Source organism: Bradyrhizobium arachidis, assembly GCF_015291705.1.
Classification (GTDB): Bacteria; Pseudomonadota; Alphaproteobacteria; order Rhizobiales; family Xanthobacteraceae; genus Bradyrhizobium; species Bradyrhizobium arachidis.
Window position 1 is genome coordinate 5,966,568 of the sequence record NZ_CP030050.1, and the last position, 25,678, is coordinate 5,992,245.

At 60.8% G+C, this 25,678-nt stretch carries 23 protein-coding genes and 1 pseudogene; 13 read left to right on the forward strand and 11 right to left on the reverse strand.

Features of this window, described 5'->3' with window-relative positions; all coding sequences use genetic code 11:
* Nucleotides 1-63: 63 nt before the first annotated feature.
* Entirely contained in the window at nt 64-696 is a 633-nt protein-coding gene (locus WN72_RS27900) for a hypothetical protein (RefSeq protein ID WP_143130787.1), read from the reverse strand.
* Nucleotides 697-919: 223 nt separating this feature from the next.
* Between WN72_RS27900 and WN72_RS27905 the strand changes: the two genes are divergently transcribed.
* From WN72_RS27905 to WN72_RS27915, 3 genes are all read left to right on the forward strand, one after another.
* Complete coding sequence (locus WN72_RS27905) at nt 920-1,984, forward strand: IS110 family RNA-guided transposase (protein WP_194482925.1); 1,065 nt, start codon at nt 920-922, stop codon at nt 1,982-1,984.
* A gap of 590 nt (nt 1,985-2,574) precedes the next feature.
* Entirely contained in the window at nt 2,575-3,699 is a 1,125-nt protein-coding gene (locus WN72_RS27910; protein ID WP_244554042.1) for an amidinotransferase, read from the forward strand.
* 239 nt (nt 3,700-3,938) lie between these two features.
* Nucleotides 3,939-5,216, forward strand: coding sequence for a complex I NDUFA9 subunit family protein (locus WN72_RS27915; RefSeq protein WP_244554041.1), 1,278 nt, complete (start codon nt 3,939-3,941; stop codon nt 5,214-5,216).
* Between the two features lie 223 nt (nt 5,217-5,439).
* Here WN72_RS27915 and WN72_RS27920 read toward each other — a convergent pair whose 3' ends face one another.
* Nucleotides 5,440-5,616, reverse strand: coding sequence for a hypothetical protein (locus WN72_RS27920; RefSeq protein WP_156950851.1), 177 nt, complete (start codon nt 5,614-5,616; stop codon nt 5,440-5,442).
* A gap of 500 nt (nt 5,617-6,116) precedes the next feature.
* Here WN72_RS27920 and WN72_RS27925 point away from each other — a divergent pair, with 500 nt between their 5' ends.
* From WN72_RS27925 to WN72_RS27940, 4 genes and pseudogenes are all read left to right on the forward strand, one after another.
* A complete protein-coding gene (locus WN72_RS27925; RefSeq protein ID WP_244554040.1) occupies nt 6,117-7,697 on the forward strand; it encodes a glycoside hydrolase family 17 protein in 1,581 nt (526 codons plus the stop codon).
* Nucleotides 7,698-7,800: 103 nt separating this feature from the next.
* On the forward strand, nt 7,801-8,865 hold the full coding sequence (locus WN72_RS27930; RefSeq protein ID WP_194482925.1) for an IS110 family RNA-guided transposase: 1,065 nt from the start codon (nt 7,801-7,803) through the stop codon (nt 8,863-8,865).
* A gap of 623 nt (nt 8,866-9,488) precedes the next feature.
* Nucleotides 9,489-9,717: pseudogene (locus WN72_RS27935) on the forward strand (transposase); the annotation flags it as partial.
* A gap of 180 nt (nt 9,718-9,897) precedes the next feature.
* Nucleotides 9,898-11,706 carry an adenylate/guanylate cyclase domain-containing protein gene (locus WN72_RS27940; RefSeq protein ID WP_027559658.1) on the forward strand — a complete coding sequence of 603 codons (1,809 nt, stop codon included), beginning with the start codon at nt 9,898-9,900 and terminating at the stop codon, nt 11,704-11,706.
* 36 nt (nt 11,707-11,742) lie between these two features.
* Here the strand turns inward: WN72_RS27940 and WN72_RS27945 are convergent, their stop codons facing one another.
* On the reverse strand, nt 11,743-12,177 hold the full coding sequence (locus WN72_RS27945) for a hypothetical protein (protein WP_143130893.1): 435 nt from the start codon (nt 12,175-12,177) through the stop codon (nt 11,743-11,745).
* A gap of 125 nt (nt 12,178-12,302) precedes the next feature.
* On the opposite strand from WN72_RS27945, the gene WN72_RS27950 reads away from it, so the two are divergent.
* Nucleotides 12,303-13,367, forward strand: coding sequence for an IS110 family RNA-guided transposase (locus WN72_RS27950; protein ID WP_194482925.1), 1,065 nt, complete (start codon nt 12,303-12,305; stop codon nt 13,365-13,367).
* A 615-nt stretch (nt 13,368-13,982) separates the two neighbouring features.
* Here the strand turns inward: WN72_RS27950 and WN72_RS27955 are convergent.
* The 4 genes from WN72_RS27955 to WN72_RS27970 form a co-directional block, all read right to left on the reverse strand.
* Complete coding sequence (locus WN72_RS27955; RefSeq protein WP_027559660.1) at nt 13,983-14,921, reverse strand: hypothetical protein; 939 nt, start codon at nt 14,919-14,921, stop codon at nt 13,983-13,985.
* Between the two features lie 441 nt (nt 14,922-15,362).
* Nucleotides 15,363-16,277 carry an alpha/beta fold hydrolase gene (locus WN72_RS27960; protein WP_167381158.1) on the reverse strand — a complete coding sequence of 305 codons (915 nt, stop codon included), beginning with the start codon at nt 16,275-16,277 and terminating at the stop codon, nt 15,363-15,365.
* A gap of 575 nt (nt 16,278-16,852) precedes the next feature.
* A complete protein-coding gene (locus WN72_RS27965) occupies nt 16,853-17,341 on the reverse strand; it encodes a hypothetical protein (protein WP_027559661.1) in 489 nt (162 codons plus the stop codon).
* Nucleotides 17,342-17,416: 75 nt separating this feature from the next.
* The gene (locus WN72_RS27970; protein ID WP_028146267.1) at nt 17,417-17,872 is read right to left on the reverse strand and encodes a cupin domain-containing protein; all 456 of its coding nucleotides are present in this window, start codon (nt 17,870-17,872) and stop codon (nt 17,417-17,419) included.
* Nucleotides 17,873-18,523: 651 nt separating this feature from the next.
* On the opposite strand from WN72_RS27970, the gene WN72_RS27975 reads away from it, so the two are divergent.
* Nucleotides 18,524-18,877: a hypothetical protein gene (locus WN72_RS27975; protein ID WP_143130831.1), complete on the forward strand. Its 354-nt coding sequence runs from the start codon at nt 18,524-18,526 to the stop codon at nt 18,875-18,877.
* A 97-nt stretch (nt 18,878-18,974) separates the two neighbouring features.
* On the opposite strand, the gene WN72_RS27980 is transcribed toward WN72_RS27975, so the two are convergent.
* A complete protein-coding gene (locus tag WN72_RS27980; RefSeq protein ID WP_027559664.1) occupies nt 18,975-20,213 on the reverse strand; it encodes an MFS transporter in 1,239 nt (412 codons plus the stop codon).
* Nucleotides 20,214-20,342: 129 nt separating this feature from the next.
* Here WN72_RS27980 and WN72_RS27985 point away from each other — a divergent pair, with 129 nt between their 5' ends.
* Nucleotides 20,343-20,948, forward strand: coding sequence for a TetR/AcrR family transcriptional regulator (locus WN72_RS27985; protein ID WP_027559665.1), 606 nt, complete (start codon nt 20,343-20,345; stop codon nt 20,946-20,948).
* Nucleotides 20,949-21,284: 336 nt separating this feature from the next.
* Here the strand turns inward: WN72_RS27985 and WN72_RS27990 are convergent, their stop codons facing one another.
* Both WN72_RS27990 and WN72_RS27995 read right to left on the reverse strand, forming a co-directional pair.
* Entirely contained in the window at nt 21,285-22,658 is a 1,374-nt protein-coding gene (locus tag WN72_RS27990) for a PleD family two-component system response regulator (protein WP_027559666.1), read from the reverse strand.
* A gap of 14 nt (nt 22,659-22,672) precedes the next feature.
* Complete coding sequence (locus WN72_RS27995) at nt 22,673-23,038, reverse strand: response regulator (RefSeq protein ID WP_092220123.1); 366 nt, start codon at nt 23,036-23,038, stop codon at nt 22,673-22,675.
* Between the two features lie 238 nt (nt 23,039-23,276).
* On the opposite strand from WN72_RS27995, the gene WN72_RS28000 reads away from it, so the two are divergent.
* Nucleotides 23,277-23,588, forward strand: coding sequence for a DUF3572 domain-containing protein (locus tag WN72_RS28000; protein WP_092220125.1), 312 nt, complete (start codon nt 23,277-23,279; stop codon nt 23,586-23,588).
* Complete coding sequence (locus WN72_RS28005; RefSeq protein ID WP_092220127.1) at nt 23,585-24,874, forward strand: DNA polymerase IV; 1,290 nt, start codon at nt 23,585-23,587, stop codon at nt 24,872-24,874. Before WN72_RS28000 ends, WN72_RS28005 begins: the two co-directional genes overlap by 4 nt.
* A 16-nt stretch (nt 24,875-24,890) precedes the next feature.
* Here the strand turns inward: WN72_RS28005 and WN72_RS28010 are convergent, their stop codons facing one another.
* Nucleotides 24,891-25,046, reverse strand: a complete 156-nt coding sequence (locus WN72_RS28010; RefSeq protein WP_167336498.1) for a hypothetical protein — start codon at nt 25,044-25,046, stop codon at nt 24,891-24,893.
* A gap of 200 nt (nt 25,047-25,246) precedes the next feature.
* Here WN72_RS28010 and WN72_RS28015 point away from each other — a divergent pair, with 200 nt between their 5' ends.
* Nucleotides 25,247-25,654 (forward strand): ACT domain-containing protein, encoded by a 408-nt coding sequence (locus WN72_RS28015; RefSeq protein WP_027559669.1) that lies wholly within the window; start codon nt 25,247-25,249, stop codon nt 25,652-25,654.
* Nucleotides 25,655-25,678 lie beyond the last annotated feature (24 nt).

The following is a 25,678-nucleotide window of genomic DNA, read 5'->3' on the forward strand; positions in this document are numbered from 1 at the left end:
GTAGCCGACACCATAATGGGCTGAACCTGGTTCGGCTCAGGGCCACAAGCGGAAGTCATCCAATCACTTTTGTGGTGAGGACCACGGATGCGGTGGCAACCTTTTCAAAAAATACGATAATAGAACCCGTTCACCTTCTTTAAAGACACAGACATACGAGGTGGGAGTCTTTGGCTTGTCTTCCCCCAGACGCAGCAGAAGAACATGATTTGCGTCGTTGCGATCCCGAAACCAAAAGTCGCTCGCGCCCAGCTTTCGGTTTATTTCTGATTGGCCAAAATGTACGTCGTTGTACCGAACGTAAAAGGAGGCCTTTATGATTTTGCCGGGGCCATATTGCTGATCGCCAATATTATCTTCGACAAGGAAGCTCACCTCAGACGGCCAGCCGGGACCGACACGCGCAGCCACCCAGGAAATTTCCCCAACAAACCGCACTTCGAGCCGCGAGCAGGTCTTTGTGCCCGAAGGCAATTCAAACTCTTCGCCGTCTGGGGCGGTCGGCGACCACCAGTGAGTGTAAGCCGTTTGCCCGGTTTTTGGGTGAAGGGAATCCAGAGCATCGTTCATCGCATAGACCCTTTCAGACGGCGCGGTTAAGCAGAGAAGGACAAACAAGGCCACCCAGCACGTACGAAGGGTTGAGCCCTGCGCGAAACCCTTCACCTTCGCTGCTTCGTCAAAAATCATCGACATCGATCACGCTCCCTGTTCCTTGCTCTCCATCTCTGCCACCGGCTGCACAGGGGTCGCAGCGTCGGCTTTGCGCTTGGCCAGTTGCCAAAACTATGGGGCCAAATCGTAACATGGAACGCAATAGAGTTTCGGAAGAATGGTCCGCTAATGGGATGGTCCGGCCGTGCTCCGGCCCTGCCAGCACGAGAAGCTGGCAAGGGGCGCTCAAGACAAGGAGCACGCCATGTCTCAGAAACTCAACGCGGCGATCGCCGTGATCGGCATCGACATCGGCAAAAACTCGTTCCACATCGTGGGTCAGGATCACCGCGGTGCCATCGTGCTGCGGCAGAAGTGGTCGCGCGGCCAGGTGGAAACGCGGCTCGCCAACCTGCCGCCGTGCTTGATCGGTATGGAGGCCTGCGTAGGCGCCCATCATCTCAGCCGCAAACTCCAAGTACTTGGCCACGACGCCCGCCTGATGCCAGCGAAATACGTGCGCCCGTATTCGAAGGGACAGAAGAATGACTTCCGAGATGCGGAAGCCATCGCCGAGGCTGTCCAACGCCCGACCATGAAGTTCGTCGCGACCAAGACCGCCGATCAGCTCGACCTTCAGGCACTGCACCGCGTCCGCGATCGATTGGTCGGTCAGCGTACCGGCGCGATCAATCAGATCCGTGCGTTCCTGCTGGAACGGGGCATCGCCGTGCGGCAAGGCCCGCATTCCCTGCGGTTCGAGTTGCCAGGTATCTTGGCAACACGCACTGATGTGCTCTCGCCTCGCATGTTGCCCATCATCGAGGGTCTGGCGGAAGACTGGCGCCGGCTGGATGAGCGTATCGAGGGTCTATCTGGCGAGATCGAAACACTAGCCCGTCAAGATAGGGCCTGCCAGCGACTGATGACGGTGCCTGGCATTGGCCCAATCATCTCGAGCGCAATGGTGGCTGCGATCGGCACCGGAGACGTGTTCTCGAAAGGCCGCGACTTCGGCGCCTGGCTTGGACTTGTTCCGAAGCAGATATCGACCGGCGACCGCACGATCCTCGGCAGTATATCAAGGCGCGGTAATCGCTACCTGCGCGCGCTGTTCGTGCAAGCCGCGTGGGTTGTTCTGGTAAAGGTCAAGTGCTGGGAGCGCTATGGCCTCAACTCTTGGATCGAAGCCGCCAAGAAGCGATTGCACCACAACGTGCTGGCGATTGCGCTCGCCAACAAGCTCGCCCGGATCGCCTGGGCGGTCCTCAACAAGGGACGCGCCTTCGCGTGCGTCAAGATGGAGGAGACGGTGTCCCGACCTGCTTGATCCTCGCGCCGTGCGCGGGGCCGTCAAGGCGCAGCCTGGCAGCAGGAGAGCAAGACGTCAGGACAGCACGACGGCCGGCTTTGACGGCCCCTTGCGCGCGGCGCGTCTGCGCGCGCAGGCCGGGACGAAGGAACGGCCGCCAGGCACGAACGAAGGAACAGCGCGAAGTGAGGAGCTATCGATGACGTAACAACCCTTACCCGCCGAGGTCTGCGAGAGGATGAGACGACGATGGAGAATCGGTCTTCCCGGCACATGTGAACCCTGGTGACCCAAATGGCCCGGTCGAGGCCTGTCCGCTAACCAGATCACATGCGCGCTGATATCCATGATGGCCCGGAGCACTGCGCTCCAAACAGAGGCCGGATACATTGATGCAAGACCGCATCTACCGGATCGTCGAAATCTTCTTGCACCCCACGGCCGGACCATACATTGGGTCAAAAGCTGCCGTGGCGCACCATGCCGCGATTGGTCCGCTAAGGGCCAACAGGCGACATCAAGAATTTGCGATCGACCCGGCAACCGGCGGTCGGACCTCTGGAACTTCCAGGACCTGCGGCTGTTGTAGCACACAGAGGGCCGCATGCATGGACATGATCACGCGCGCTCCCGCTTCGGATGCCGTCCCATCGGACCGAGTTTCTCCGGTGAACTCACACAACGAGTGGGACACGCTGGAGGAAGTGATAGTCGGAAGGCTCGAGGGTGCGGTTATCCCGTCCGATCATTCGGTTGTCACCTGCAACGTCCCGGGAATGGCAGCGCGTGCCCAGTCGCTGTTCGCAGGCTTCCGTTACCCAAAGATCATGATCGAACCGGCGCAGCGTGAGCTTGATGGCTTTGTTGCGCTGCTACGGTCGCTGGACATCGTCGTGAGGCGGCCGGACGCCGTCGACCACAGAAAGCGCTTCAGCACGCCGGAATGGTCCTCGCGCGGCTTCTGCAATTCCTGCCCGCGTGACAGCATGCTCGTGATCGGCGACGAGATCATTGAAACCCCAATGGTTTGGCCCTGTCGCTACTTCGAGACGCACTCCTTTCGTCCGATTCTGAAGGATTATTTTCAACGTGGCGCGCGGTGGACGGGCGCGCCCAGACCGCAACTGACGGACGAACTGTTCGTCCCTGAATTTCGCGTCCCCAAAAGAGGCGAGCCGATCTCATACATCCTCACCGAATTCGAACCGGTCTTTGACGCCGCCGACTTCTTTCGCTGCGGGCGCGACCTGTTCGTGACTCGCAGCAACGTCACGAACGCGTCTGGTATTGAATGGCTGCGGCGCCACCTTGGCGACGGTTATCGCATCCATGAGATCGAGAGCCGCTGCCCCAATCCGATGCACATCGACACCACCATATTGCCGCTTGGGCCCGGCAAGATTCTGATCAATCCCGAATACATAGACGTCGACCGTCTTCCAGCCATCTTGAAAAGATGGGACATCCTCGTGGCCCCCGAGCCCGACCCGATAACCGATCCTATGCTCAGGATCACTTCGCTATGCGGTAAATGGCTCAACATGAACGTACTGATGGTGGACGAGAAGCGCGTCATCGTAGATCCACATCATACCGCAACGATGCGTGCGTTGGAGAATTGGGGATTCGAGCCGATTCCCTGCGAGTTCTTACACTATGCGGCATTTGGTGGCGCCTTCCATTGCGCCACGCTCGATGTCCGGCGGCGCGGCGCGTTGGAGAGCTACTTTTGAGCCGACTTCTAACGGCCGGCGCCAAGTCGGCCCGGTCCAGATAAACCTTTGCCCATGGCATCCGGATGCTGGACACGATTGATATGGTATCAAATATCAGCCACCATTGCGGGCGATTGTTCCGGGCTCAGATGGCTTGGCGGCCGGGCCCTGTCGGCTCAGACAACAACTGACGCCCCCCGAGCCCGCGCCGACGCTTGGTTGCCTTGAGCTAGCGTCGCTACCAGCAGGGTTGCGCTATGCTGAAACACTTGCTCATTGAAGTCATTGGTCACGTTTCCGGTCTCAGCGACGCGCAGCTTGAACAAATTGAGCGGTCATTGCCAGCGACCAAGGCGCTGATCGATCTTCTCAATAAGGCACATCCGATCATCGAACAGGCACATGCGCTCTACATTGAAGCGCAGCCGCTGATCGATCAAGCCAGGATAGAGTTGCAAACGGTCGGCCCCGCAGCGCAAATTCTGATTGATGTGATTTCACATCATCTCAACAAAGGCAGTTCGCCGGCGGAGGCGGCTGAGGCAGTGCGCGCTGCGCTCGGCGGGTCAATAGAGAACGTCGCACAGGATCGTGGGATGGACCGGGGAATGAACCGCGTGACCGTGTTTGGGGGAACGGGCTTTGTTGGTCGTCGCGTTGTGCACCATTTGAGCGTCTCAACCGTTACGGTCCGCATAGCCTCGCGGCATCCTGTGCGGGTCGAGGGAGACAACGTAGAAAAGATCACAGCCGATGCACATGACGAGCGCTCTGTAGAGGCCGCCGTTATGGGTGCCGACGGCGTCGTCAACGCCATCAGCCTTTACGCCGAGCATGGAGGCGACACATTTCATTCGGTGCACGTCGAAGCGGCCGCCAGGATCGCTAGAGTGGCGCGGCGGGCCGGGATCAAACGGTTTGTGCACCTATCAGGAATAGGCGCTGACCCCGCATCGCCTTCGCCCTATATTCGCAACCGCGGTGAAGGCGAGGCGGCCGTGCAAGCCGCATTCCCTGGCGCAGTCGTTATCCGCCCGGCGGTAATGTTCGCACAGGACGACGCCTTTCTCACGACAATTCTTTCGCTGCTTCGGATCCTGCCGGCTTATCCGCTGTTCGGCGACGGCAGGATGAGGCTTCAGCCGGTATACGTGGACGACGTCGCCGAGGCGATCGCACAAGTCCTGCGGCAAGCGCAAAGACCGTACCCAATCTACGAACTGGCCGGCCCGCGTATTTACTCATACGAGGAGCTGTTGCGGACCATTGCGCGCACCGCTGGATTGCGGCCAATGCTGGTGCGAATACCCTTCGCTTTCTGGAGTGCAGCCGCGGGCCTCGCTGAGATCCTGCCGCACCCGCCGCTCACGCGCAATCAGGTTGAGCTTATGCAGATCGACACGACGGCCTCCGGCAGCCGGCCGGGATTTGGGCTAGTCGGAATTTCGCCGCGATCGCTCGAGGAAGAACTCAAGGCGATGCTCCAGCATGCAAACGAGGAAACTCAAAAGGCAAAGAAGGCTCGGACCAGGTAAGCGCCAGATTTTGTTACTATGTTGCGACGTGACTACTGATGTCGGGAAGTGGCTCGCCTCCGAGATCGCCCACTAGGCGCGATAGATCGATGGTCGGCCCAGGGCGTCACGAGGTGTAATACTCGCCGCCAGCAAATCACGTCGCCTCTATCTGCGGCGGGTGGTCGAAGTGCTTCTGTGGCGAGCCGATCCCGATTGGCTGCGAAGAGCACATCCACACTGTTCACCGGGGGTATCGGCACCAGCTCGACGGCCCGATCTTCCAGCCCACGAAAAAACGCACGTTAAAAGAGATGTCGCGAGGATGCGGAAACAAGCAACCCAGGCGATAGATCCGCCCCGCTTTCTGGGCCAGCGCTGCGAGCGGCAACGCCACCATCGCGCCGCCGACAAGCGTCATGAAATCGCGCCGTCGCATTACGTCGCCCTCAAGGCCGAACGACAGCCTAACATGTACTTCAAATCCCGCCGGTATCGTGCATCACAGCAATATGCGCGCTGATGTCGCAGATGGGTCAAAAGCTGCCGTGGCGCACGATGTCGCGATTGGTCCGCTAAGGGCCATGAGCCGACAACGGTGGCGCGCTTGAAACGCGGCTAGCGCGCTGAGCGCAGCTCGCGATGCCACGCGGGAATGATGGTCTGGCTTCGTTGAGATCTGCCGTCCAGTACTCCGATGTCTTTTTTGGGTCATAATGCGAAGAACTCAGAGTGAGAAAATCTCGTGGCCATCGTTCGATATTGACTCGCCTCTTGCGGCACGGACGATCTGGCGGCAGATTTCACAGATCAAGTAGATACCGGCGGACGATGATTTCTGTTGTTGTCGGGTCACAACAGCATGCCGGTTGACCGACGATCTCTACGTTGGAGGGTCGATCTATCTCGCTTCGCACGCCTGTGGCGCTTCTCATCATATCCCTGGGTGCGATCGCCGCGGTGTGGTGGTGGCTGGCCATACCGATTGACTTGGCGCGCGCACCGATCGATCCGAATGCCAAACTGCAATGCATATCCTACGCGCCCTTCCGCAACAACCAAACGTCAGAGTCGCCGACACCAGTGCCGCGAGACCAGATCGCGGAAGATCTCGCGCAGCTTGTCAAAATAACCGACTGTATCCGTACCTATGCGACTGATCTTGGTCTCGATCAGATCCCCGAACTCGCGTCCAAGGTAGGGCTGAAAGTCATTCAGGGAATTTGGCTCGATAGGGACCGACAGAAGAACGCGACGCAGATATCCACGGGCATACGCCTCGCCCAGCAATATCCGGAAACCATCACCGCACTCGTGGTTGGCAACGAGGTTCTGTTGCATCGGAAGATGACGCCTTCCGACCTTGCTGCCTTGATCCGCTCGGTCAAGGCACAGGTGCCGGTCCCCGTCACCTATTCCGACGTCTGGGAGTACTGGCTGCGCTATCGGGAACTCGATGACGCCGTCGATTTCGTCACCGTTCATATCCTGCCATATTGGGAAAATGTCCCGGTCCCGGCGAAATCTGCCGCTGCTCACGTCGACGCCATCCGAAAGCAGATGGCGTTGGCGTTTCCGGGCAAGGAAATCCTGATCGGAGAAACAGGTTGGCCAAGCGAAGGGCGGATGCGCGGCTCGGCGCTACCGTCGCGCACCAATCAGGCGCGAGTGATCTCGGAGATCCTCGATCTTGCCCGGCGCGAGAATTTCCGCGTCAACCTGTTCGAGGCGTATGATGAATTGTGGAAGCATGAGTTCGAGGGCACCGTCGGCGGATCGTGGGGCTTATTCGATTCCGCGCAGCGCACGCTGAAATATCCGCCCGGCATCCCCGTCAGCAATTATCCGCTCTGGAAACTGCAAATGAGCAGCGGAATGGCGCTGGCGATCCTGGTGTTCGGGACTGCGTGGCTGACCTCGCGCCGGACGCCCTCGCAGCCTCGGCTCGCCTCATGGTTTGCGGTCGGAATATCGGCGACCACCGCCGGAGCCCTGTTTGGGGTGGCCGCTCAAAAGATGTTCTATGAAAGCTACGACGCGGGCAGCTGGCTTCTGTGGGGCGCACTTCTGGTGGCGGCAACTGCCTCGCCGCTATTTGGCGCTAATGCCCTGATCTCCGGGCGCGCACCGCCCACATTTCTGGAATTGCTGGGTCCGGAGGACTTCCGGACCCCATCGGGGCTGGCGATCATGCACGGATTGATCTTGATCGTCACCATCCTGATCGGCACGCAGACCGCGCTGGGCTTCATATTTGACCCGCGCGAGAAGGATTTTCCTTTTGCGGCCCTCACGATGGCGGCGGTCCCTTTCGCGGCTATGACTCAGCTCAATCGCCCCAAGAAAGGAATCCGCCCCATGGCGGAAGCGATATTTGCCGGCATATTCTTGGTGGCGGCCATCTATGCAGCGCTTAGCGAAGGGCCGGATAATTGGCAGTCGCTGTGGACTTGTGCTGCCTATATCCTGCTTGCAGTTACGCTGTGGCGCGCGCGCGCTTGAGAAAACCTGGTCAGCCGACTTCCGTTAATGGGATGGTCCGGCCGTGCTCCGGCCCTGCCAGCACGAGAAGCTGGCAAGGGGCGCTCAAGACAAGGAGCACGCCATGTCTCAGAAACTCAACGCGGCGATCGCCGTGATCGGCATCGACATCGGCAAAAACTCGTTCCACATCGTGGGTCAGGATCACCGCGGTGCCATCGTGCTGCGGCAGAAGTGGTCGCGCGGCCAGGTGGAAACGCGGCTCGCCAACCTGCCGCCGTGCTTGATCGGTATGGAGGCCTGCGTAGGCGCCCATCATCTCAGCCGCAAACTCCAAGTACTTGGCCACGACGCCCGCCTGATGCCAGCGAAATACGTGCGCCCGTATTCGAAGGGACAGAAGAATGACTTCCGAGATGCGGAAGCCATCGCCGAGGCTGTCCAACGCCCGACCATGAAGTTCGTCGCGACCAAGACCGCCGATCAGCTCGACCTTCAGGCACTGCACCGCGTCCGCGATCGATTGGTCGGTCAGCGTACCGGCGCGATCAATCAGATCCGTGCGTTCCTGCTGGAACGGGGCATCGCCGTGCGGCAAGGCCCGCATTCCCTGCGGTTCGAGTTGCCAGGTATCTTGGCAACACGCACTGATGTGCTCTCGCCTCGCATGTTGCCCATCATCGAGGGTCTGGCGGAAGACTGGCGCCGGCTGGATGAGCGTATCGAGGGTCTATCTGGCGAGATCGAAACACTAGCCCGTCAAGATAGGGCCTGCCAGCGACTGATGACGGTGCCTGGCATTGGCCCAATCATCTCGAGCGCAATGGTGGCTGCGATCGGCACCGGAGACGTGTTCTCGAAAGGCCGCGACTTCGGCGCCTGGCTTGGACTTGTTCCGAAGCAGATATCGACCGGCGACCGCACGATCCTCGGCAGTATATCAAGGCGCGGTAATCGCTACCTGCGCGCGCTGTTCGTGCAAGCCGCGTGGGTTGTTCTGGTAAAGGTCAAGTGCTGGGAGCGCTATGGCCTCAACTCTTGGATCGAAGCCGCCAAGAAGCGATTGCACCACAACGTGCTGGCGATTGCGCTCGCCAACAAGCTCGCCCGGATCGCCTGGGCGGTCCTCAACAAGGGACGCGCCTTCGCGTGCGTCAAGATGGAGGAGACGGTGTCCCGACCTGCTTGATCCTCGCGCCGTGCGCGGGGCCGTCAAGGCGCAGCCTGGCAGCAGGAGAGCAAGACGTCAGGACAGCACGACGGCCGGCTTTGACGGCCCCTTGCGCGCGGCGCGTCTGCGCGCGCAGGCCGGGACGAAGGAACGGCCGCCAGGCACGAACGAAGGAACAGCGCGAAGTGAGGAGCTATCGATGACGTAACAACCCTTACCCGCCGAGGTCTGCGAGAGGATGAGACGACGATGGAGAATCGGTCTTCCCGGCACATGTGAACCCTGGTGACCCAAATGGCCCGGTCGAGGCCTGTCCGCTAACCAGATCACATGCGCGCTGATATCCATGATGGCCCGGAGCACTGCGCTCCAAACAGAGGCCGGATACATTGATGCAAGACCGCATCTACCGGATCGTCGAAATCTTCTTGCACCCCACGGCCGGACCATACATTTGGGTCAAAAGCTGACGCGGCGCGAGCGACACGATGACGGCATCGGGTCATTTCGACGGTTTCAGCGGAGATAGTCGGCTGGCTGATATCCGCTTCTACCCCCAAGCGTCCAACCGGGGCCTGCCCGGAAGCGTTGCGTCTGGCCAGACCCCTGTGATTCAAGCTTCCAAACTGGGGGCACGAATCATGCGCTACGAACTGGCCGATTATGAATGGATTGCCATCAAGCCCATGCTGCCGAACAAGCCGCGTGGCGTTCCTCGGGTTAACGACCGTCGTGTCCTCAATGGCATCTTCTGGGTCCCGCTCCGGAGCACCTTGGCGTGATCTGCCCGAGATGTTTGGTCCGTACACCACATGCTACAACCGCTTCGTGCTCGGAACCACACAGGCACTGCGCTGGTGCAAGCGAGGCAGTGAGCGCTTCAGCCGAGCGCCCATTTTAGTGGTTCGGCAAGCCGTAGCATCGGTCAGCGCGCCTGCCCTTTCTATCGATAAGCAACGAACACTCAGGTTAGGCGGTCGCCCGTCACAGCCGGTTTAGTTGCGCTCTGTTATCCGTTATACGGTGTGCCGTGGATTAGGTTTGCGAGCCATGGTGCAAGAGCGGCCAGTCCGGATCGAGCGCAGACTGTCGGCAATATTGGCCGCCGATGTGGTTGGTTATTCGCGGCTAATGCACGACAACGAAGAAATTACTCATACCAAACTTACGACGCTCCTGACGGAAGCTGTCGGCCCCGCGATTGCGGAGCATCGTGGCCGCATCGTGAAGAACACTGGCGATGGGTTCTTGGCAGAATTTCCGAGTGCGGTTGAAGCAGTCCGAGCTGCTGTACGATTCCAAATCCGAGTTGGAGAACTTACAATAGGAGACGCGGAAGACAGTCGCATAGCCTTCCGGGTGGGAGTCAACATTGGAGACGTAATCATCGAGCCCAATGACATATTCGGCGATGGCGTAAACATCGCGGCGCGGCTTGAGACGATCGCAGAGCCCGGCGGCATCTGCATCTCGTTGTCTGCGTATGATCACGTCCGAGGCAAAGTTGGCGTCGAGTTCGCCGACATGGGTGAGCAGAGCCTTAAAAACATTGCTCGCCCGGTCCGGGCCTTCTCTATCGTCTGGGAAGAGCAAAGCCCCGCGACCCACGGTATGCGCGCAAAGTGGGACACGGCTTCAGCGCCTCACCTTTCCATAGTAGTGCTTCCTTTTACGAACCTCAGCGGTGATCCGGAACAAGAGTACTTCGTGGATGGGGTGACCGAGGCCCTCACTACAGACTTATCGCGCATCGGTGGCGCGTTTGTGATTGCGCGCAACACCGCCTTCACGTTTAAGGGCAAAGCCCTGGACGTAAGGAAGCTGGGACGTGAGCTTAGCGTCCGTTATGTGCTCGAAGGTTCTTTGCAGCGAAGCGGCAACCGCCTCCGTGTGAACGTGCAGTTGGTCGACGCCAATACAGGCAATCACCTCTGGGCCGAACGCTTTGACAAGCCTGTTGCCGACCTCCTTGACATGCAGGATGAAATCGTATCGAGACTCGCTAACGAGCTTGATGCCGAACTTGTTGCCGCGGAGGCGCGGCGGGCCGAGTGTTCACTGCACCCAGACGCGATGGACTTGGTGTTCCAAGGCAGCAGCTGGTTCAACAAGGGGCAGACCCCCAATTGCCTGACACGAGCGCGCAGTTTTTTCGAGAGGGCCCTTGCGCTCGATTCCGAAAACATTGAGGCCATGGTCGGCTTGGCGCGGGTCGACACCTCAATAGGGGCTTCCTTTATAGCCGATGACCATTCAGCGCGGCTTGCTGCGGCGGAGACAACCATAATGAGGGTACTATCCCTCGCGCCAAACCACGCTTTGGCTCACTTGACCTTGGGCAACTCGCAAATATTTACGAAACGCGCAGTCCAAGGCATCGCGGAGTGCCAGCAGGCATTGGCGCTGGATCGCAATTTAGCCCGCGCTCATGCTCTCATCGGCTTGGCCAAGTTCTTCCTTGGTCGAGGCGCAGAAACCGAAGCTCACATAAACGAGGCGTTCCGCCTTTCTCCTCGCGACACCTATGCCGCTCGTTGGATGGGATATGTTGGCCTTGCCAAGGCGCAGCTCGGTGTCGATGACGAGGCGGTCATCTGGATGCGTCGGGGCCTCGATGCAAACCGCAACCATTCGTTCGCCCACTTCCCTCTCGGAGCAGTGCTTGCGTGGCTTGGCGAACTAGACCAGGCGCGCGCCACGGTACGAGCGGGACTTGCGCTTGATCCAAGCTTCACCATCTGTCGGTTTCGCGCTCACGTACCGAGCGACAATCCGATTTTTCTTGCTGTCCACGAACGCCTCGTTGAGGGAATGCGGCTGGCGGGGGTGCCGGAAACGGCCCCAACCTTGCTCGGCTAAGGGCCACACAAGCGGACGGCGCTACAGGGGGCACGCCTACCATCTGCTAGCGCGACGTACAAGCAGAACCACCACGCACATCGTCGCAATCGAAATGGCAAAGGACAGTGGCACTACCGGAAATGCACGCGACGAAGTTCCGCTCACAAACAGGTATTGCAGCGCAATCGCTATCAACTTCCAAATAAAGAACCAAAGTATCCCGATCCCAGCAGCAGCGATCAAGGTCGTGCCCGCGCCACAAGCTTTGTGGGTGGCGGGGTTTGCTTCGACCGGAGCCAATGCTTGTTCGCCGGTTAGGCTGTCAGTGGGTATCGGTGTTCGCAACAGTAAGAACGCCAATGCCGTGAAGATAACTATGATCCCGACCGCTAGGGTTAGAAGTGCCAAACCCAATTTGCCGTCCTCCGTCGCTACTTCCAACACATATACCGGCAAATCAGCTTTTGGTTGTGTGTGCGGGCGCGTCAATCGATCGTGCCGCAGATGCTCAATTTTCTATAAACGGGTTCGTCCGCTAATGGGATGGTCCGGCCGTGCTCCGGCCCTGCCAGCACGAGAAGCTGGCAAGGGGCGCTCAAGACAAGGAGCACGCCATGTCTCAGAAACTCAACGCGGCGATCGCCGTGATCGGCATCGACATCGGCAAAAACTCGTTCCACATCGTGGGTCAGGATCACCGCGGTGCCATCGTGCTGCGGCAGAAGTGGTCGCGCGGCCAGGTGGAAACGCGGCTCGCCAACCTGCCGCCGTGCTTGATCGGTATGGAGGCCTGCGTAGGCGCCCATCATCTCAGCCGCAAACTCCAAGTACTTGGCCACGACGCCCGCCTGATGCCAGCGAAATACGTGCGCCCGTATTCGAAGGGACAGAAGAATGACTTCCGAGATGCGGAAGCCATCGCCGAGGCTGTCCAACGCCCGACCATGAAGTTCGTCGCGACCAAGACCGCCGATCAGCTCGACCTTCAGGCACTGCACCGCGTCCGCGATCGATTGGTCGGTCAGCGTACCGGCGCGATCAATCAGATCCGTGCGTTCCTGCTGGAACGGGGCATCGCCGTGCGGCAAGGCCCGCATTCCCTGCGGTTCGAGTTGCCAGGTATCTTGGCAACACGCACTGATGTGCTCTCGCCTCGCATGTTGCCCATCATCGAGGGTCTGGCGGAAGACTGGCGCCGGCTGGATGAGCGTATCGAGGGTCTATCTGGCGAGATCGAAACACTAGCCCGTCAAGATAGGGCCTGCCAGCGACTGATGACGGTGCCTGGCATTGGCCCAATCATCTCGAGCGCAATGGTGGCTGCGATCGGCACCGGAGACGTGTTCTCGAAAGGCCGCGACTTCGGCGCCTGGCTTGGACTTGTTCCGAAGCAGATATCGACCGGCGACCGCACGATCCTCGGCAGTATATCAAGGCGCGGTAATCGCTACCTGCGCGCGCTGTTCGTGCAAGCCGCGTGGGTTGTTCTGGTAAAGGTCAAGTGCTGGGAGCGCTATGGCCTCAACTCTTGGATCGAAGCCGCCAAGAAGCGATTGCACCACAACGTGCTGGCGATTGCGCTCGCCAACAAGCTCGCCCGGATCGCCTGGGCGGTCCTCAACAAGGGACGCGCCTTCGCGTGCGTCAAGATGGAGGAGACGGTGTCCCGACCTGCTTGATCCTCGCGCCGTGCGCGGGGCCGTCAAGGCGCAGCCTGGCAGCAGGAGAGCAAGACGTCAGGACAGCACGACGGCCGGCTTTGACGGCCCCTTGCGCGCGGCGCGTCTGCGCGCGCAGGCCGGGACGAAGGAACGGCCGCCAGGCACGAACGAAGGAACAGCGCGAAGTGAGGAGCTATCGATGACGTAACAACCCTTACCCGCCGAGGTCTGCGAGAGGATGAGACGACGATGGAGAATCGGTCTTCCCGGCACATGTGAACCCTGGTGACCCAAATGGCCCGGTCGAGGCCTGTCCGCTAACCAGATCACATGCGCGCTGATATCCATGATGGCCCGGAGCACTGCGCTCCAAACAGAGGCCGGATACATTGATGCAAGACCGCATCTACCGGATCGTCGAAATCTTCTTGCACCCCACGGCCGGACCATACATTCGGGTCACAAGCGGGCTTCCTGGCACCGTCCACCTGTAGTCCGCTCGCGGCCGGAAAGCCGACGTTCAGGCGCTTAAGAGGAAAGGCAGCTTCGGGCCAGAAGCTGAGTTGCGAGGGGCGGCCGGTATTGGCGCAAAGCGGCCACTATGCAGCGAGCGCGCAGGAGGCGTTCGAGCGATTAGCCGCAGGCCCAGTCAAGCTTCATGTTCAAGAAGTCGAGCTGGCAATTTCCGGTGCCGAAATTGTAGCCACCGAGATATTCCGCGAATTCGAGATAGAACGGGCTGAAGCGCGGCGTCGCCTGGGTCGGGCGCATCGTGCCGCCGATATGATTGGGCGCATGGTCTTTGGTCCAGGCCTGGTCGAGATAGTTCTCGCCTTCGTAATAATAAGGCTGCTGATAGCCTGCGGCCTTGTCGCCGGTGAACGGATCTTGCGGCGCCTTGCCGGCGTTTGGATCGACCGCACGCGGCCGCCAGCGCAAGCCGCGGCTCCAGGCGAGCTTCGAGTCGGGCGCGCCGCCCAGAACCTTTGGCAAGTAGTGCTTTCGCGGATCCGTTGAGCCGATCAGCTCATCGAAGAAGGCGCGAGCGCCCCCAATCTCGAGCCACTTTGGCGCCGCGTGGCAGCTCAGGGCGCGCGCGGCCGCCGTGTCCGGCGGCCGGCACAGCGGACCATTGAGCTCTGACTCCGTCAAGAGAATGACGGCATAGTTGTCATCAAGGATGTCGATCATGCGGTGCAGCCGCGGATGGCTGTTTTGGACAGCGGTCCAAAACGGGAGATAGCGCGGGTCCGCGGGCGCAGCGGCCCCGGTCATGGTGGCGTGAATGGTCTCGTCCGGGCTCGTGCCGCCCTCGCTGTGCTCGTTGCAACAGCCGAAAAAACTCAGGCCCGTGACATCCGGACCGTGGCAGCGATAGTCCGGCGGCAAGCGCAGCGTAAGACCGTGGACAAGCGGATAGCCGGTGAGCGGATCGAGCGGCCATTGCTCGGCCGAGATGCCAGGCGGCAGCCCGAAGCACCAGCCATGGCTCTCCGGGCCAGGGCGCCCCTCCTCGTGCAGGAGCTCGAGGTTATAGGCTTGCGCCGGCAGGGCACAACTTGGCAGCGACATTCGCGTGTTTCCGTTGGTTGAGGCGGGCGCAATCCGGCTCGTTGCTCAAGCCGCCAGCGATTGTTCTCCGCGAGGATTGGTCGCACAAGGCGGCCGAAGCGTTCAGCCGAATTTTGAGCCGCCACGCCGCCGTTGTGAGCGAAGTCGTCATTTCCCACTTGATCGAGGTCGGCCTGGGGTCGCAAGCGGGCTTCCTGGCACCGTCCACCTGTAGTCCGCTCGCGGCTGGAAAGCCGACGTTCAGGCGCTTAAGAGGAAAGGCAGCTAAGGGCCAAAAGGCGACATTGGATGCATCGTGACCCAATCGAGCCCGGCAAGGGCCCAACCTGCAGCACTATCAGTGCGAGGCGGCGCGCCGGAGCGCGGCCGCCCGGAAGCGCTCGATCGTCCGGCCGAGCTCCCGGAAAACGGCATCAACGATATTGAACGAGATGCAACAGTTCAGTGCTTTGCAATGAATGCAAGCACCGTATCATTGAAGGCTTGGGGGTTCTCAACCTCCATCTGATGAGATGCCGCCGGAATCGTTGCACGTTCGACGCTCGGCAGGCAGTGCTCCAGCATGTCGTCGACGAGACGGAACACCTTAGGGCTGAGCTCCCCGTCGACGAGCAATGTTGGCGCCTTCACCTTCTGCACGTCCTCGCATGTGGTGGGCGGGAAGAGGTCTCGCGATGAGGCTTCGCCTTTCAGTTCTTGAACATTGTCCATGACGCGCTTCAGAACGGGAGGTGGGATTTTCTCGTACGAACCATCGCCCAGTACGCCGTTCACAAATCGACGCACTCCTTCTTCGTCATTCCCCTGCTTGAATGCTTCGCTCGTAGCGATTGACCTCGTGATAATGGCGCTAAGAAGAGCATCTCCTTCAGGAGTCGTTTTCAGTAACGGCCATACGGGCGGTTCGCCCAGCGTCAGACTGCGAATGACCTCCGGGTGATCTCGTGCGACCAGGAACGCAATGAACGCCCCATACGAATGACCAACGAGATGAACCGGGGGTAGATTAAGTGCCTTGATGAATGCAGCCAGGTCTTTTGCATGTAGCGTGACGGAAAAATCCGTTGCAGCTTTGGGCCATTCATTTGGATAGTGGTACCGACGACTGTACGAGATCAGTCGATATCCCTTCGAGAACGCCTCGAGCTGTCCATCCCACGTGCGGTAATCCTCCAGTGTGCCGTGCACCAACACCACTGGAGTTCCTTGCCCGAGCTCAATGTAATGGAGTGTGAGGCCATCAACTCCCACCTCTTTTGTTTTCATCTCCGAAGAAGACGCACCTTTCTGCTGCGCGAACGACGGACTCGCGACGAAGAACATGGCTGCTACCGATATGAGGACGATGTGTTTCAAGAGGAGCGTTCTCGGTTGCATATGACTCTCCTGGTGTTGTGAGACCTTTCTGCTTCGGTTTCGCTTAGTAAGCTGTGGTCTAATCCGCGATTCTCGGCGGTAAGGTGGGACTCTAGGAGTCGGATTACGCCCTATGAATCCGGTGGCTCGGGGTTCGAGTCCCCGTGGCCTATACGCGCGACGCGGCCAGAGTGGCCGATCAGGCGGGTCTGGTGGGCAGGGCGCCGGATCGGCAAGGGGCAATGAGGTGAGCCCACCGCTACCAATACTACCAGTTCAAACACACGCAGGGGGTGCACAAAACGTCACACCGTTCCCCAGGATCGCCTCGCGAGCGATTGCGCAGCTGACGGCTGGTCGACGTCGGCTCAGGGTCAAAGGCTGCCCTCGGCGTCTCCACGATAGCTTTCTGCTCAGCCCTCGGAAGCGGACTATGCGAGGCCAAGAGGGGAAGTCAGCCACGGGCCAACAGGCGACATTGAAGGCTTGGCTCGGACCAACAGAACCTCCCTCTCAACGCCTCGCGGTTGTTCCCGCGTCTCGAGCCTCCACCTCGGCTTATCGGAACGGCCTCGTTATTCGTTCACGCACAACTCGCCGCGAGCGTGCGAATCAAATCCGCCAGCCTGCCGACCGATGCCGGTGAGAAAAATGAGCCGACCGGTGGAGTTGCTGAATCGATCGGTTCCCTTGACGATCTTATCCAATTGGCTGAACGCCGGCGGCTCGGTTTCGTACACGCCAACAGTGCTGGTCGTGAATGTTCCCCCTTTTGCCGTGACTAGCACCGTTCCCGCGTAAGATTGCAGTGTTTTGGGCAACGAAGGCAGTCCAGCGGTTTCGGCCATCCCGTGCGCCGTGAAAAGCCACGTTGCGCCGTTTAGAGCGGGCTCGTTGCTCATGACTGTTCCGACAGTGCAAAGGTCGATCTGGCTTAAGCAACCTTCCTTGGTCATCTGAAGCGCAATTGTAGCCTCGAAGTTTCGGCACTGCGCGGGCTGTTGTGCGAAGCCGGCGCTTGTCGAAAGTGCAAGGATCAGGGTTGAAAGAAAGGCAGTCTTCATCAGGCCCTCCTACCTATGTGCACTTCTTACCCGCGAACCCAGAAAGCGAGCCTGGCGGCTGGTCCCTACCATCCGTTATTGCGTGCGACCCACTGTTTCCTTCGGGCATGCGGTTTGACTCACTGGGGTTACAGGCTGGTATTTTTTCTCGATGACAACGAATTGAATCGTGGTGTCTCCTACGTTTGCAAACTCGTGCCATGGGGTCGGAGGTACATCTAACAATGCGCCGGAAGTTACATTGATCTTACGCATTCCTTTCTCGTCCCGGATCTGTCCTTGGCCTCCGCTCACCACATAGCTTAGGTAACCCGGGTGTGAGTGGCAGACGTGCACAGCCCCCGGTTGGAACGTGCACCGGACCACGCTGACATTTGCGTCGTCAAAAAGCTTCTCGCAAGGTTTCTTGCCTTGCCACTCGACGGATAGCGCATCAGGCACGTCGTCGGCCTTTGCCATTTCGACGGCATTAAGGACACCGACCGCGCCGAGCGCGGCGATGCTCAAACCAATCTTGCTTGCAAGCGTCATGATACTCCTCCTCGTCTTTTCCAAAGGAGCCTCAGCGAACCGAGGGCGTTGCCTGCACAATCGAGCGCTATCCCGCGCCCGCGCGCATTGCGGATTGCCCACAAGTAGACCGGCGCAAAAGAATTGTCGGTTTAAGGAAGTGCGATGCCCGCCGAAGGCATTCCTTGCTGCATTCACCTCGAACGGAGACGTCGGCACGCCCCATCTCGAAAAGCAGCTCTAAAGAAGACTACAGCATCCCGCGCCGGCCCAAAAGTCCCTCTTATCGGCGAAGAGACGCCAAAAAAATCCGGTCCAAGCCATTGGCTCCGATGTCCGAGTTGGGTCATTCGCGTCGATCTGGCGGCGTTCTCGGCACGTCGGGTCTGGCTTCCACTGCTGAATACCGAGCGCGACCGCGATCTTCACCTTAGGGCCACAAGCGGTCTTCTCGCATCTCGCCAAAGCGAGTATCACTTTCTAACCGAACCATTAAGAGTGGAGGCGCAACCCTCCGGTTAGCCACTATGGTCACCCCACGATCGCATTCGCTGCTGATCTCGTTTCTCTTCGCCGTCTGTTGCGGAGCAGCGTCGAGTACTCCGCTGCTTGCAGCATCGACCGAGTTGCCTGTAGCGCTAGAGAGAAAATCGGAGTTGTTGGAGCTCCGATTTGGAGAGACCACAATTGCCTTTGAACCGGGTGCAATCCGAGCCGATCGTGCGTCAGCGGCTCTTCGTCAACTACACGCGTTCAGAAACTGAATTTCGGGATATCTCGCGACTTATGCCGCCATCCGGGCGGCCGCGGCTGGATCTATATCAATTCGATGCCACCGATCTGAAAGACTATTGGGGCGAGCAGATAACCTTCTACCGCCAGCCCCCGATGACTCACGTCAAGATACAGCTGACCCACGACGTGCAAATGCGTTTTGCAGCTACGGTCGAGCGATGCTTCTTCGAGTGCGGCGAGGCGACTATCAGGCAATTGATTTCATTCGTGAACAGCAAGGTCAAAAACTAGGAAAATGGCTAAGTCCGCAATGGGTCACAAGCGGCCATCACGTCCAAGCAGCGTGACGTCCGCCATCCAAGTTGACGAGAGTGACCACACCGTTCACCTACGCCGCCTTCAACACCGGCGCCGGCGGCTGCGACGGCCGGATCAGCGCGAAGGCGACCTGGATGATGCCGCCGGCAAGGCCGAGCGCCACGCCGATGCGCCAGGCCATGGTATAGGAGCCGAGCGCGTCGTAGAGGACCCCTCCTCCGTAAGCGCCGAGGAAGCTGCCGATCTGGTGGCTCATGAAGGCGAGGCCCTGGATCATCGCCTGCCAGCGCAGGCCGAACATCTCGGCGACCGCGCCCGCGACCAGCGGGCCAACGCCCATCCAGAGGAAGCCCATGATCGCGCCGAACAGCAGCGTCGAGAACGACGTCGCCGGCAGCATGAAGTACCAGGCGAGCGCGAGCGAGCGCAGGATGTAGATGCCGCCCAGCAGCGCCAGCTTGTTCCAGCGCTGGCCGGCCCAGCCGAAGAACAGCGAGCCCAGCACATTAAAGCCGCCGATCATGCCGAGCGTCTGCGCGCTGAGCATCGGATCGAGGCCGCAGATGGCGAGATAGGACGGCAGATGCGTGGTAAGGAAGACGAGCTGCATGCCGCAGACGAGATAGGCGCAGGTCATCACCACGAAGGGAGCATTTCCGAACGCCGCCTTTGTCACCGACGCGGCCGTGGCATCGCCGATGTCGTCGGCGGCCGGCTTCGGCAGCGGGATGGCGTCGATGCGGCCGGCATACCATGCCGCGGGGATCATCAGCACCGACATGATGACGAAGCCGGCAAGCCCGATGCGCCAGCCAAAGCCCTCGTTCAGCATCTGGCCGATCGGCGCCGACAGCAAGGCGCCGAGCGAGCCCGCGCCGGAGACGATGCCGAGCACGGTGGAGCGCACCGTTTCGGGCACCGCGCGCGCCGCCACCGACATCGCGATCGCCGCGGCGGTGCAGGCGAGCGAGGTGCCGATCAGCACACCGGCGCCGATCATGATGCTGACGAGCCCGTTCGCGATGGCCATCAGCGCGAGGCCGACGATATACATCAGCGCGCCAACGATCATGATGGGCCGGAAGCCGTAGCGCACCGTCATCGCGCCGGCGAGCGGCTGGAGGAAGCCCCAGGCGAGGTTCTGCACGGCCAGCGCCAGCGTGAAATCCGAGATCGAGATGTGGATGTCATGCGTCAACGGCTGCATGAAGATGCCCAGGCTCTGCCGCAGCCCCATGCTCAGCGTCAGCATGATCGAGGCGCCGATCAGGATGGGCAATGTCGGACGCAGGACCTGCAATAGGGGCATATCTTTCTCCCTCGTCGGCGCGGCGCACGCGCCGGCGTCTGCAATTCGCGATCATTTTGGTTACACAGACCTGTGTACTTAGGCTATAGAAGGCTGTTGCTGTCAAGCGAACAGGATGCGCGCTACCGCATGGCTCCCCTGCCCCCTCCACAGACGATGAAAGAGCGGATCCTTCAGACCGCCGACAAGCTGTTCTATCTGCAAGGCATTCGCGCCATCGGCGTCGACACCATCGCGGCCGAGGTCGGCATCTCCAAGCGCACGCTCTACAACCATTTCCCATCCAAGGACGCGCTGATCGCGGCCTATCTCGAGCGCCGCTTTGTAGCTCAGCGCCCCTCCGACAAGCCGCCCGCCGAGCAGATCCTCGCCACCTTCGATTCGCTGGAGCGGCGGTTTGCGGCCAAGGATTTTCGCGGCTGCCCGTTCGTGAATGCCGTGGCCGAGCTTGGGCCCGCGGATCGCGCGGTGAAGAAGATCGCGATCGCCTTCAAGGAAAGCCGCCGCGTGTGGTTTCGTGATCGCTTGACCGAGCTTGGTGTTGCCGACGCAGAGGCGCTGGCGACACAGCTCGTGCTGCTCGTCGACGGCTCCATCGCGCAGGACCTCGTCCGCGACGATCCCGCGATGGCCCGCGCCGCGAAGGAGGCGGCGAAGGTGTTGTTGCGGAACGCGGGGGTGGATGTCGGTGGGGATGCGAAGGCGGTGAAGCGAGGCAAGCCCGCGCCACAATAACAGCTGTCGTCCCGGACAAGCGAAGCGCCGATCCGGGACCCATACCCACAGGGCGCAATTTGACGAAGACTTGGAGTTACCAGCTCGCGCTATAACCCCTCCCTGGGGTTATGGGTCCCCGCGTTCGCGGGGACGACAGCTGAGGATGTGGCGACGACACCTGACTGCACGTCAGCGCCACTTCGCGATGATGCCAACATGCCCCTGTTTTGCCCGACGAGTCAAGCAAAATTCCAAAAATCCGAATGCCGCTCTTCGTGACCGGCACCCCCTCGATCCGACCAGCTCCGGCTACTGTGCATGGGGTTGTTTTCGCGTTTTTATGCGCAGCCGGCCTCACGCCGCCTGCGACACCACGCGATTGCGGCCGTCGTGCTTGGCGCGATAGAGCGCGGTGTCGGCGCGCTTGAGGACGTCGGCGACCGCCTCGCCCTTCTGTTCCAGCGTGGTGAGGCCGATCGAGATCGTGACCTCGATGCGCTTGGTTCCCTTGTGGACTGCAAAGGGCTCGCCCGCAATCGAGCGGCGCAGTCGCTCGGCGACCATGCCGGCGACGTGCAGATCGGTCTCCGGCATCACGATGACGAACTCCTCGCCGCCATAGCGGCAGGCAAGGTCGATGCCGCGGATCGATTTGCGGACGCGCACGGCAAACTCACGCAGCACGTCGTCGCCGGCGTCGTGGCCGTAATTGTCGTTGATCGACTTGAAGTAGTCGATGTCCAAAATCATCAGCGCGAGCGGCTTGCCGCGGATCGAGGCCTGCTCGGCGAGGGTCGCCAGGTGACTCTCCATGTAGCGGCGATTGTGCAGGCCGGTGAGCGCGTCGGTGATCGCCATCTCGATCGAGTTCTGCACGTTGTCGCGCAAATGATCGGTGTAGCGGCGGCGGCGGATCTGGGTGCGCACGCGCGCCAGAAGCTCGGTCTTGTCGATCGGGCGCAGCAGATAATCGTTGACGCCGATCTCGAGGCCGCGGAGCAGCCGCGTCGAGTTCTCGGGGTCGGCGATGGCGAGGATCGGCACGTGGCGCGTGCGCTCCAGCGAGCGCGCCTGGCTGCAGAGCCTGAGGCCATCGAAATTGTTGAGGTCGAGCGAGACGATCAGGAGGTCGTAATTGCCTTCGGCGGCGTGGAACAGCGCCTCCGTCGGATTGGGCTCGACGTCGATGGTGTGCTCGGCGGCGAGCGTCGTCGCCAGCCGCTCATAGGAGGACTGGCGGTCGTCGACGAGGAGAATGCGGCCGCCCTTCCCCGTGTCGGCCACGGCGCTGCGCTCGGGCGCCTGCATGCCGATCTCGAGCGAGGTGATGGCGCGCATGCGCAGCTCATCGGTCATCATCTTCAGCCGCGTCAGCGAGCGCACGCGCGCGATCAGCACGACGTCGGAGACGGGCTTTGTGAGGAAATCGTCGGCGCCAGCTTCCAGGCCGCGGTTGCGGTCGGCCGGGCTGTCGAGCGCGGTGACCATCACGACGGGAATGTGGTGCGTCGCCGGGTCGGTCTTGAGCCGGCGGCAGACTTCAAAGCCGTCCATATCAGGCATCATGACGTCGAGCAGGATGATGTCGCATTCGGCGCGCCGGGCCATCGCCAGCGCCTCGGTACCGTTCGAAGCGGTCATCACGTCGAAATATTCGGCGGACAGGCGGGCTTCGAGGAGTTTGACGTTGGCGGGAACGTCATCGACAACCAGGATACGCGCGGACACTGTGAACTCACTTCCTATCCGATAAAACGCCGGACCGTCTCAATGAATTTGCCGACCGAGATCGGCTTGGACAAATAGGCTTCGCAGCCGCCCTCGCGGATGCGCTCTTCGTCGCCCTTCATCGCGAACGCCGTGACCGCGACGACGGGAATGGCACGCAGCTCCGGATCGTCCTTGATCCAGCGCGTCACCTCGAGGCCGGAGACCTGCGGCAGTTGGATATCCATCAGCACGAGGTCGGGCCGGATCTTGCGCACGAGGTCGAGCGCCTCGTAGCCGTTGCTGGTGCCGGAGGTCTGGTAGCCGTGCGCCTCCAACAGGTCGCGGAAGAGCTTCATGTTGAGCTCGTTGTCTTCCACGATCAGGACGGTCTTAGCCATCCCGCCCTCCTGTTTGGTCCGAGAGACCGATACATGTGACGCCTCAGGCGCCTCTTCCCGGCGCTTCGAAAACTGGATTCAAACTAGCCTCAGATTCGCTCTAGTTTCGTTAAACCCGAGGGCCCACTTTCTGCGATGTGGTTTCCAGTTGCTTGTCCCGGGCCGCAAGACTCAAGGCTGAGACTCGGGCATGATCCAAAGTAGACACCGAAAGTTAACGGAAAGGCAAATTGCGCCATTGAAAAAGCCTGTTCACAACCCCCGCGAAGTTGCTGAAATCGTTGCGATTCAGGCGCTATCCTTCGTCGCCAGCGAGCCCGAGCGGCTGGGCCTGTTCCTGGCCGAGACAGGGGTCGGTCCGGAGACCCTGCGCAATGCCGCCTCGGACCCCAATTTCCTCCTCAGCGTGCTCGATTTCGTGCTGCGCGATGACGACACCGTGAAGGCCTTCGCCAAGGCCTCGGAACTGCACCCGACCAACGTCGCCGCGGCACGGCAGGTCCTTGGCGAGGCGCTCGGCGACCCCAATTGGGAGCGCGACGTGCCGTGACTGCTCCTGATACGGCCGGGCCCCGCTGCTTCTGCCGGGATTGTCTGGCCGATCTGGATATGGGCGTGCGGCGCTGTTCCGCCTGCGGTTCCCCCCGCCTCGTCCGCCACCGCGCACTGTCGGGCTTGACCATCGCCCATATCGACTGCGACGCCTTCTATGCGACGGTCGAGAAGCGCGACAATCCTGACATCGCCGACAAGCCCGTCATCATCGGCGGGGGAAAGCGCGGCGTCGTGTCGGCCGCCTGCTACATCGCGCGCACCTATGGGGTGCGCTCGGCGATGCCGATGTTCAAGGCGCTGGAGGCGTGCCCGCATGCGACCGTGATCCCGCCCGACATGGCCAAGTACGTCCGCGTCGGGCGCGAGGTGCGGCAGGCGATGCAGGCGCTGACGCCGCTGGTGGAGCCGCTCTCGATCGACGAAGCCTTCCTCGACCTCTCCGGTACCGAGCGGGTCCACGGCATGATCCCGGCCAAGGTGCTGGCGCGCTTTGCCCGCAACGTCGAGCGCGACGTCGGCATCACTGTCTCCGTCGGGCTGTCCTGCAACAAGTTCCTTGCCAAGATCGCCTCCGACCTCGACAAGCCGCGCGGCTTTGCCGCGCTCGACCAGGAGGAAGCCCGCACGATGCTGGCGGAGAAGCCGGTCGGCTTCATCTTCGGCGTTGGACCTGCGACGCAGGAGCGCCTCGTGCAGCGCGGCTTCCGCATCATCGCCGACTTGCAGAAGGCCGACGAGATCGAGATGATGCGGCAATTTCCGAGCGACGGCCGCAGGCTGTGGCGGCTCGCGCGCGGCATCGACGACCGCCGCGTCGAGCCTGATCGCGGCGCCAAGACGATCTCCAGCGAGACCACCTTCGAGACCGACATCCGCGATTTCGCGAGCCTTGAGAAGATCCTGTGGCGGCTGTGCGAGAAGACATCGTCGCGCCTCAAGAGCAGCGAGCTCGCCGGCTCGACGGTGACCCTGAAACTGAAGACCGCCGATTTCCGCCAGCGCACCCGCTCGCAGTCGATCGCAGCCCCGACCCAGCTCGCCGCAAAGATCTTCTCGATCTGCCGCGAGATGCTGGCCAAAGAGATCGACGGCACCGCCTTCCGCCTGATGGGCGCCGGCGTCAGCGCGCTGCGCGACGGCTCCCCCGCCGACGACACCGACATGCTCGACCGCCGCGCCGCCCATGCCGAGCGCGCCGTCGACAGTCTGCGCAAGAAGTTCGGCAGCGCCGCAGTGATCCGGGGCATCGCCTATGACGGGCCGGAGAAGGCGCAGGAGTGATCGTGCCCTGCTCAACTCAGTCGCATTCGAAGATCCGTGCACCCGGATAGGCGCGCCTGGCATAGCGAACGACCAACTGCCGATCCTGAGTTTCCAGGAACGGCGTTCGGATCTGGCAAGACCCGACGATGAGGTGCCACAGGCCGTTGAGCTTCCGAATGACGACGTTCATTTGAGCCTTTCTCGCAGTGACCCGAGTGGACTCAAATTGTAAGAATCTCCCGCCGTCGCTCAATTGTACCAGCGTAAGATCAGGGTATGAGAAGGATTAGAGGGGATATACAAAGGTATGTTGCGTCTAGCTTCAGCGGCCGCTGGCGCCAACAGCTTCGCAGGGGTTCAAACGATCCTACCGGTTCGGAGGCTGGCACCGTGACAGGCGAACGCGATCTCGACGCGCTGCTGAGCAACATGAAGCCGGAGATCATGGACGGAATCTTCGTGTTCTGCACGCTTGCGCCAAGCGCGAGCATTCCGGCCACCATCAGCCCGATGCTGACGTTCCGCGAACGCGAAGGAACGACGCTGGTGATACTGCACGAGGACGCTGAACGTGCCGGACTACGCCACGAATTTCTCTCGCGCTTGATCACCCTGACAGTTCACTCCGCGCTCGATGCGGTGGGCTTTCTCGCGGCAATCACGGCGCGTCTGGCCGAATCCGGCATCAGCGTGAACGCCGTGTCGGCGTTTTATCACGACCATCTCTTTGTACCTGTCGAGCAGGCCGATGAAGCGATGGCTGTTCTCCAGGAGATGTCTGGCGGGAGGCACGCGTAGCCCGGATGGAGCGAAGCGCAATCC

Excerpts from the sequence above, each read along its gene's own strand:
- WN72_RS27900 (WP_143130787.1), bottom strand. The coding sequence starts at position 696 with ATGTCGATGATTTTTGACGAAGCAGCGAAGGTGAAGGGTTTCGCGCAG.
- WN72_RS27905 (WP_194482925.1), top strand. The coding sequence starts at position 920 with ATGTCTCAGAAACTCAACGCGGCGATCGCCGTGATCGGCATCGACATC.
- WN72_RS27910 (WP_244554042.1), top strand. The coding sequence starts at position 2,575 with ATGGACATGATCACGCGCGCTCCCGCTTCGGATGCCGTCCCATCGGAC.
- WN72_RS27915 (WP_244554041.1), top strand. The coding sequence starts at position 3,939 with ATGCTGAAACACTTGCTCATTGAAGTCATTGGTCACGTTTCCGGTCTC.
- WN72_RS27920 (WP_156950851.1), bottom strand. The coding sequence starts at position 5,616 with ATGACGCTTGTCGGCGGCGCGATGGTGGCGTTGCCGCTCGCAGCGCTG.
- WN72_RS27930 (WP_194482925.1), top strand. The coding sequence starts at position 7,801 with ATGTCTCAGAAACTCAACGCGGCGATCGCCGTGATCGGCATCGACATC.
- WN72_RS27940 (WP_027559658.1), top strand. The coding sequence starts at position 9,898 with ATGGTGCAAGAGCGGCCAGTCCGGATCGAGCGCAGACTGTCGGCAATA.
- WN72_RS27950 (WP_194482925.1), top strand. The coding sequence starts at position 12,303 with ATGTCTCAGAAACTCAACGCGGCGATCGCCGTGATCGGCATCGACATC.
- WN72_RS27955 (WP_027559660.1), bottom strand. The coding sequence starts at position 14,921 with ATGTCGCTGCCAAGTTGTGCCCTGCCGGCGCAAGCCTATAACCTCGAG.
- WN72_RS27965 (WP_027559661.1), bottom strand. The coding sequence starts at position 17,341 with ATGAAGACTGCCTTTCTTTCAACCCTGATCCTTGCACTTTCGACAAGC.
- WN72_RS27970 (WP_028146267.1), bottom strand. The coding sequence starts at position 17,872 with ATGACGCTTGCAAGCAAGATTGGTTTGAGCATCGCCGCGCTCGGCGCG.
- WN72_RS27980 (WP_027559664.1), bottom strand. The coding sequence starts at position 20,213 with ATGCCCCTATTGCAGGTCCTGCGTCCGACATTGCCCATCCTGATCGGC.
- WN72_RS27985 (WP_027559665.1), top strand. The coding sequence starts at position 20,343 with ATGGCTCCCCTGCCCCCTCCACAGACGATGAAAGAGCGGATCCTTCAG.
- WN72_RS27995 (WP_092220123.1), bottom strand. The coding sequence starts at position 23,038 with ATGGCTAAGACCGTCCTGATCGTGGAAGACAACGAGCTCAACATGAAG.
- WN72_RS28010 (WP_167336498.1), bottom strand. The coding sequence starts at position 25,046 with ATGAACGTCGTCATTCGGAAGCTCAACGGCCTGTGGCACCTCATCGTC.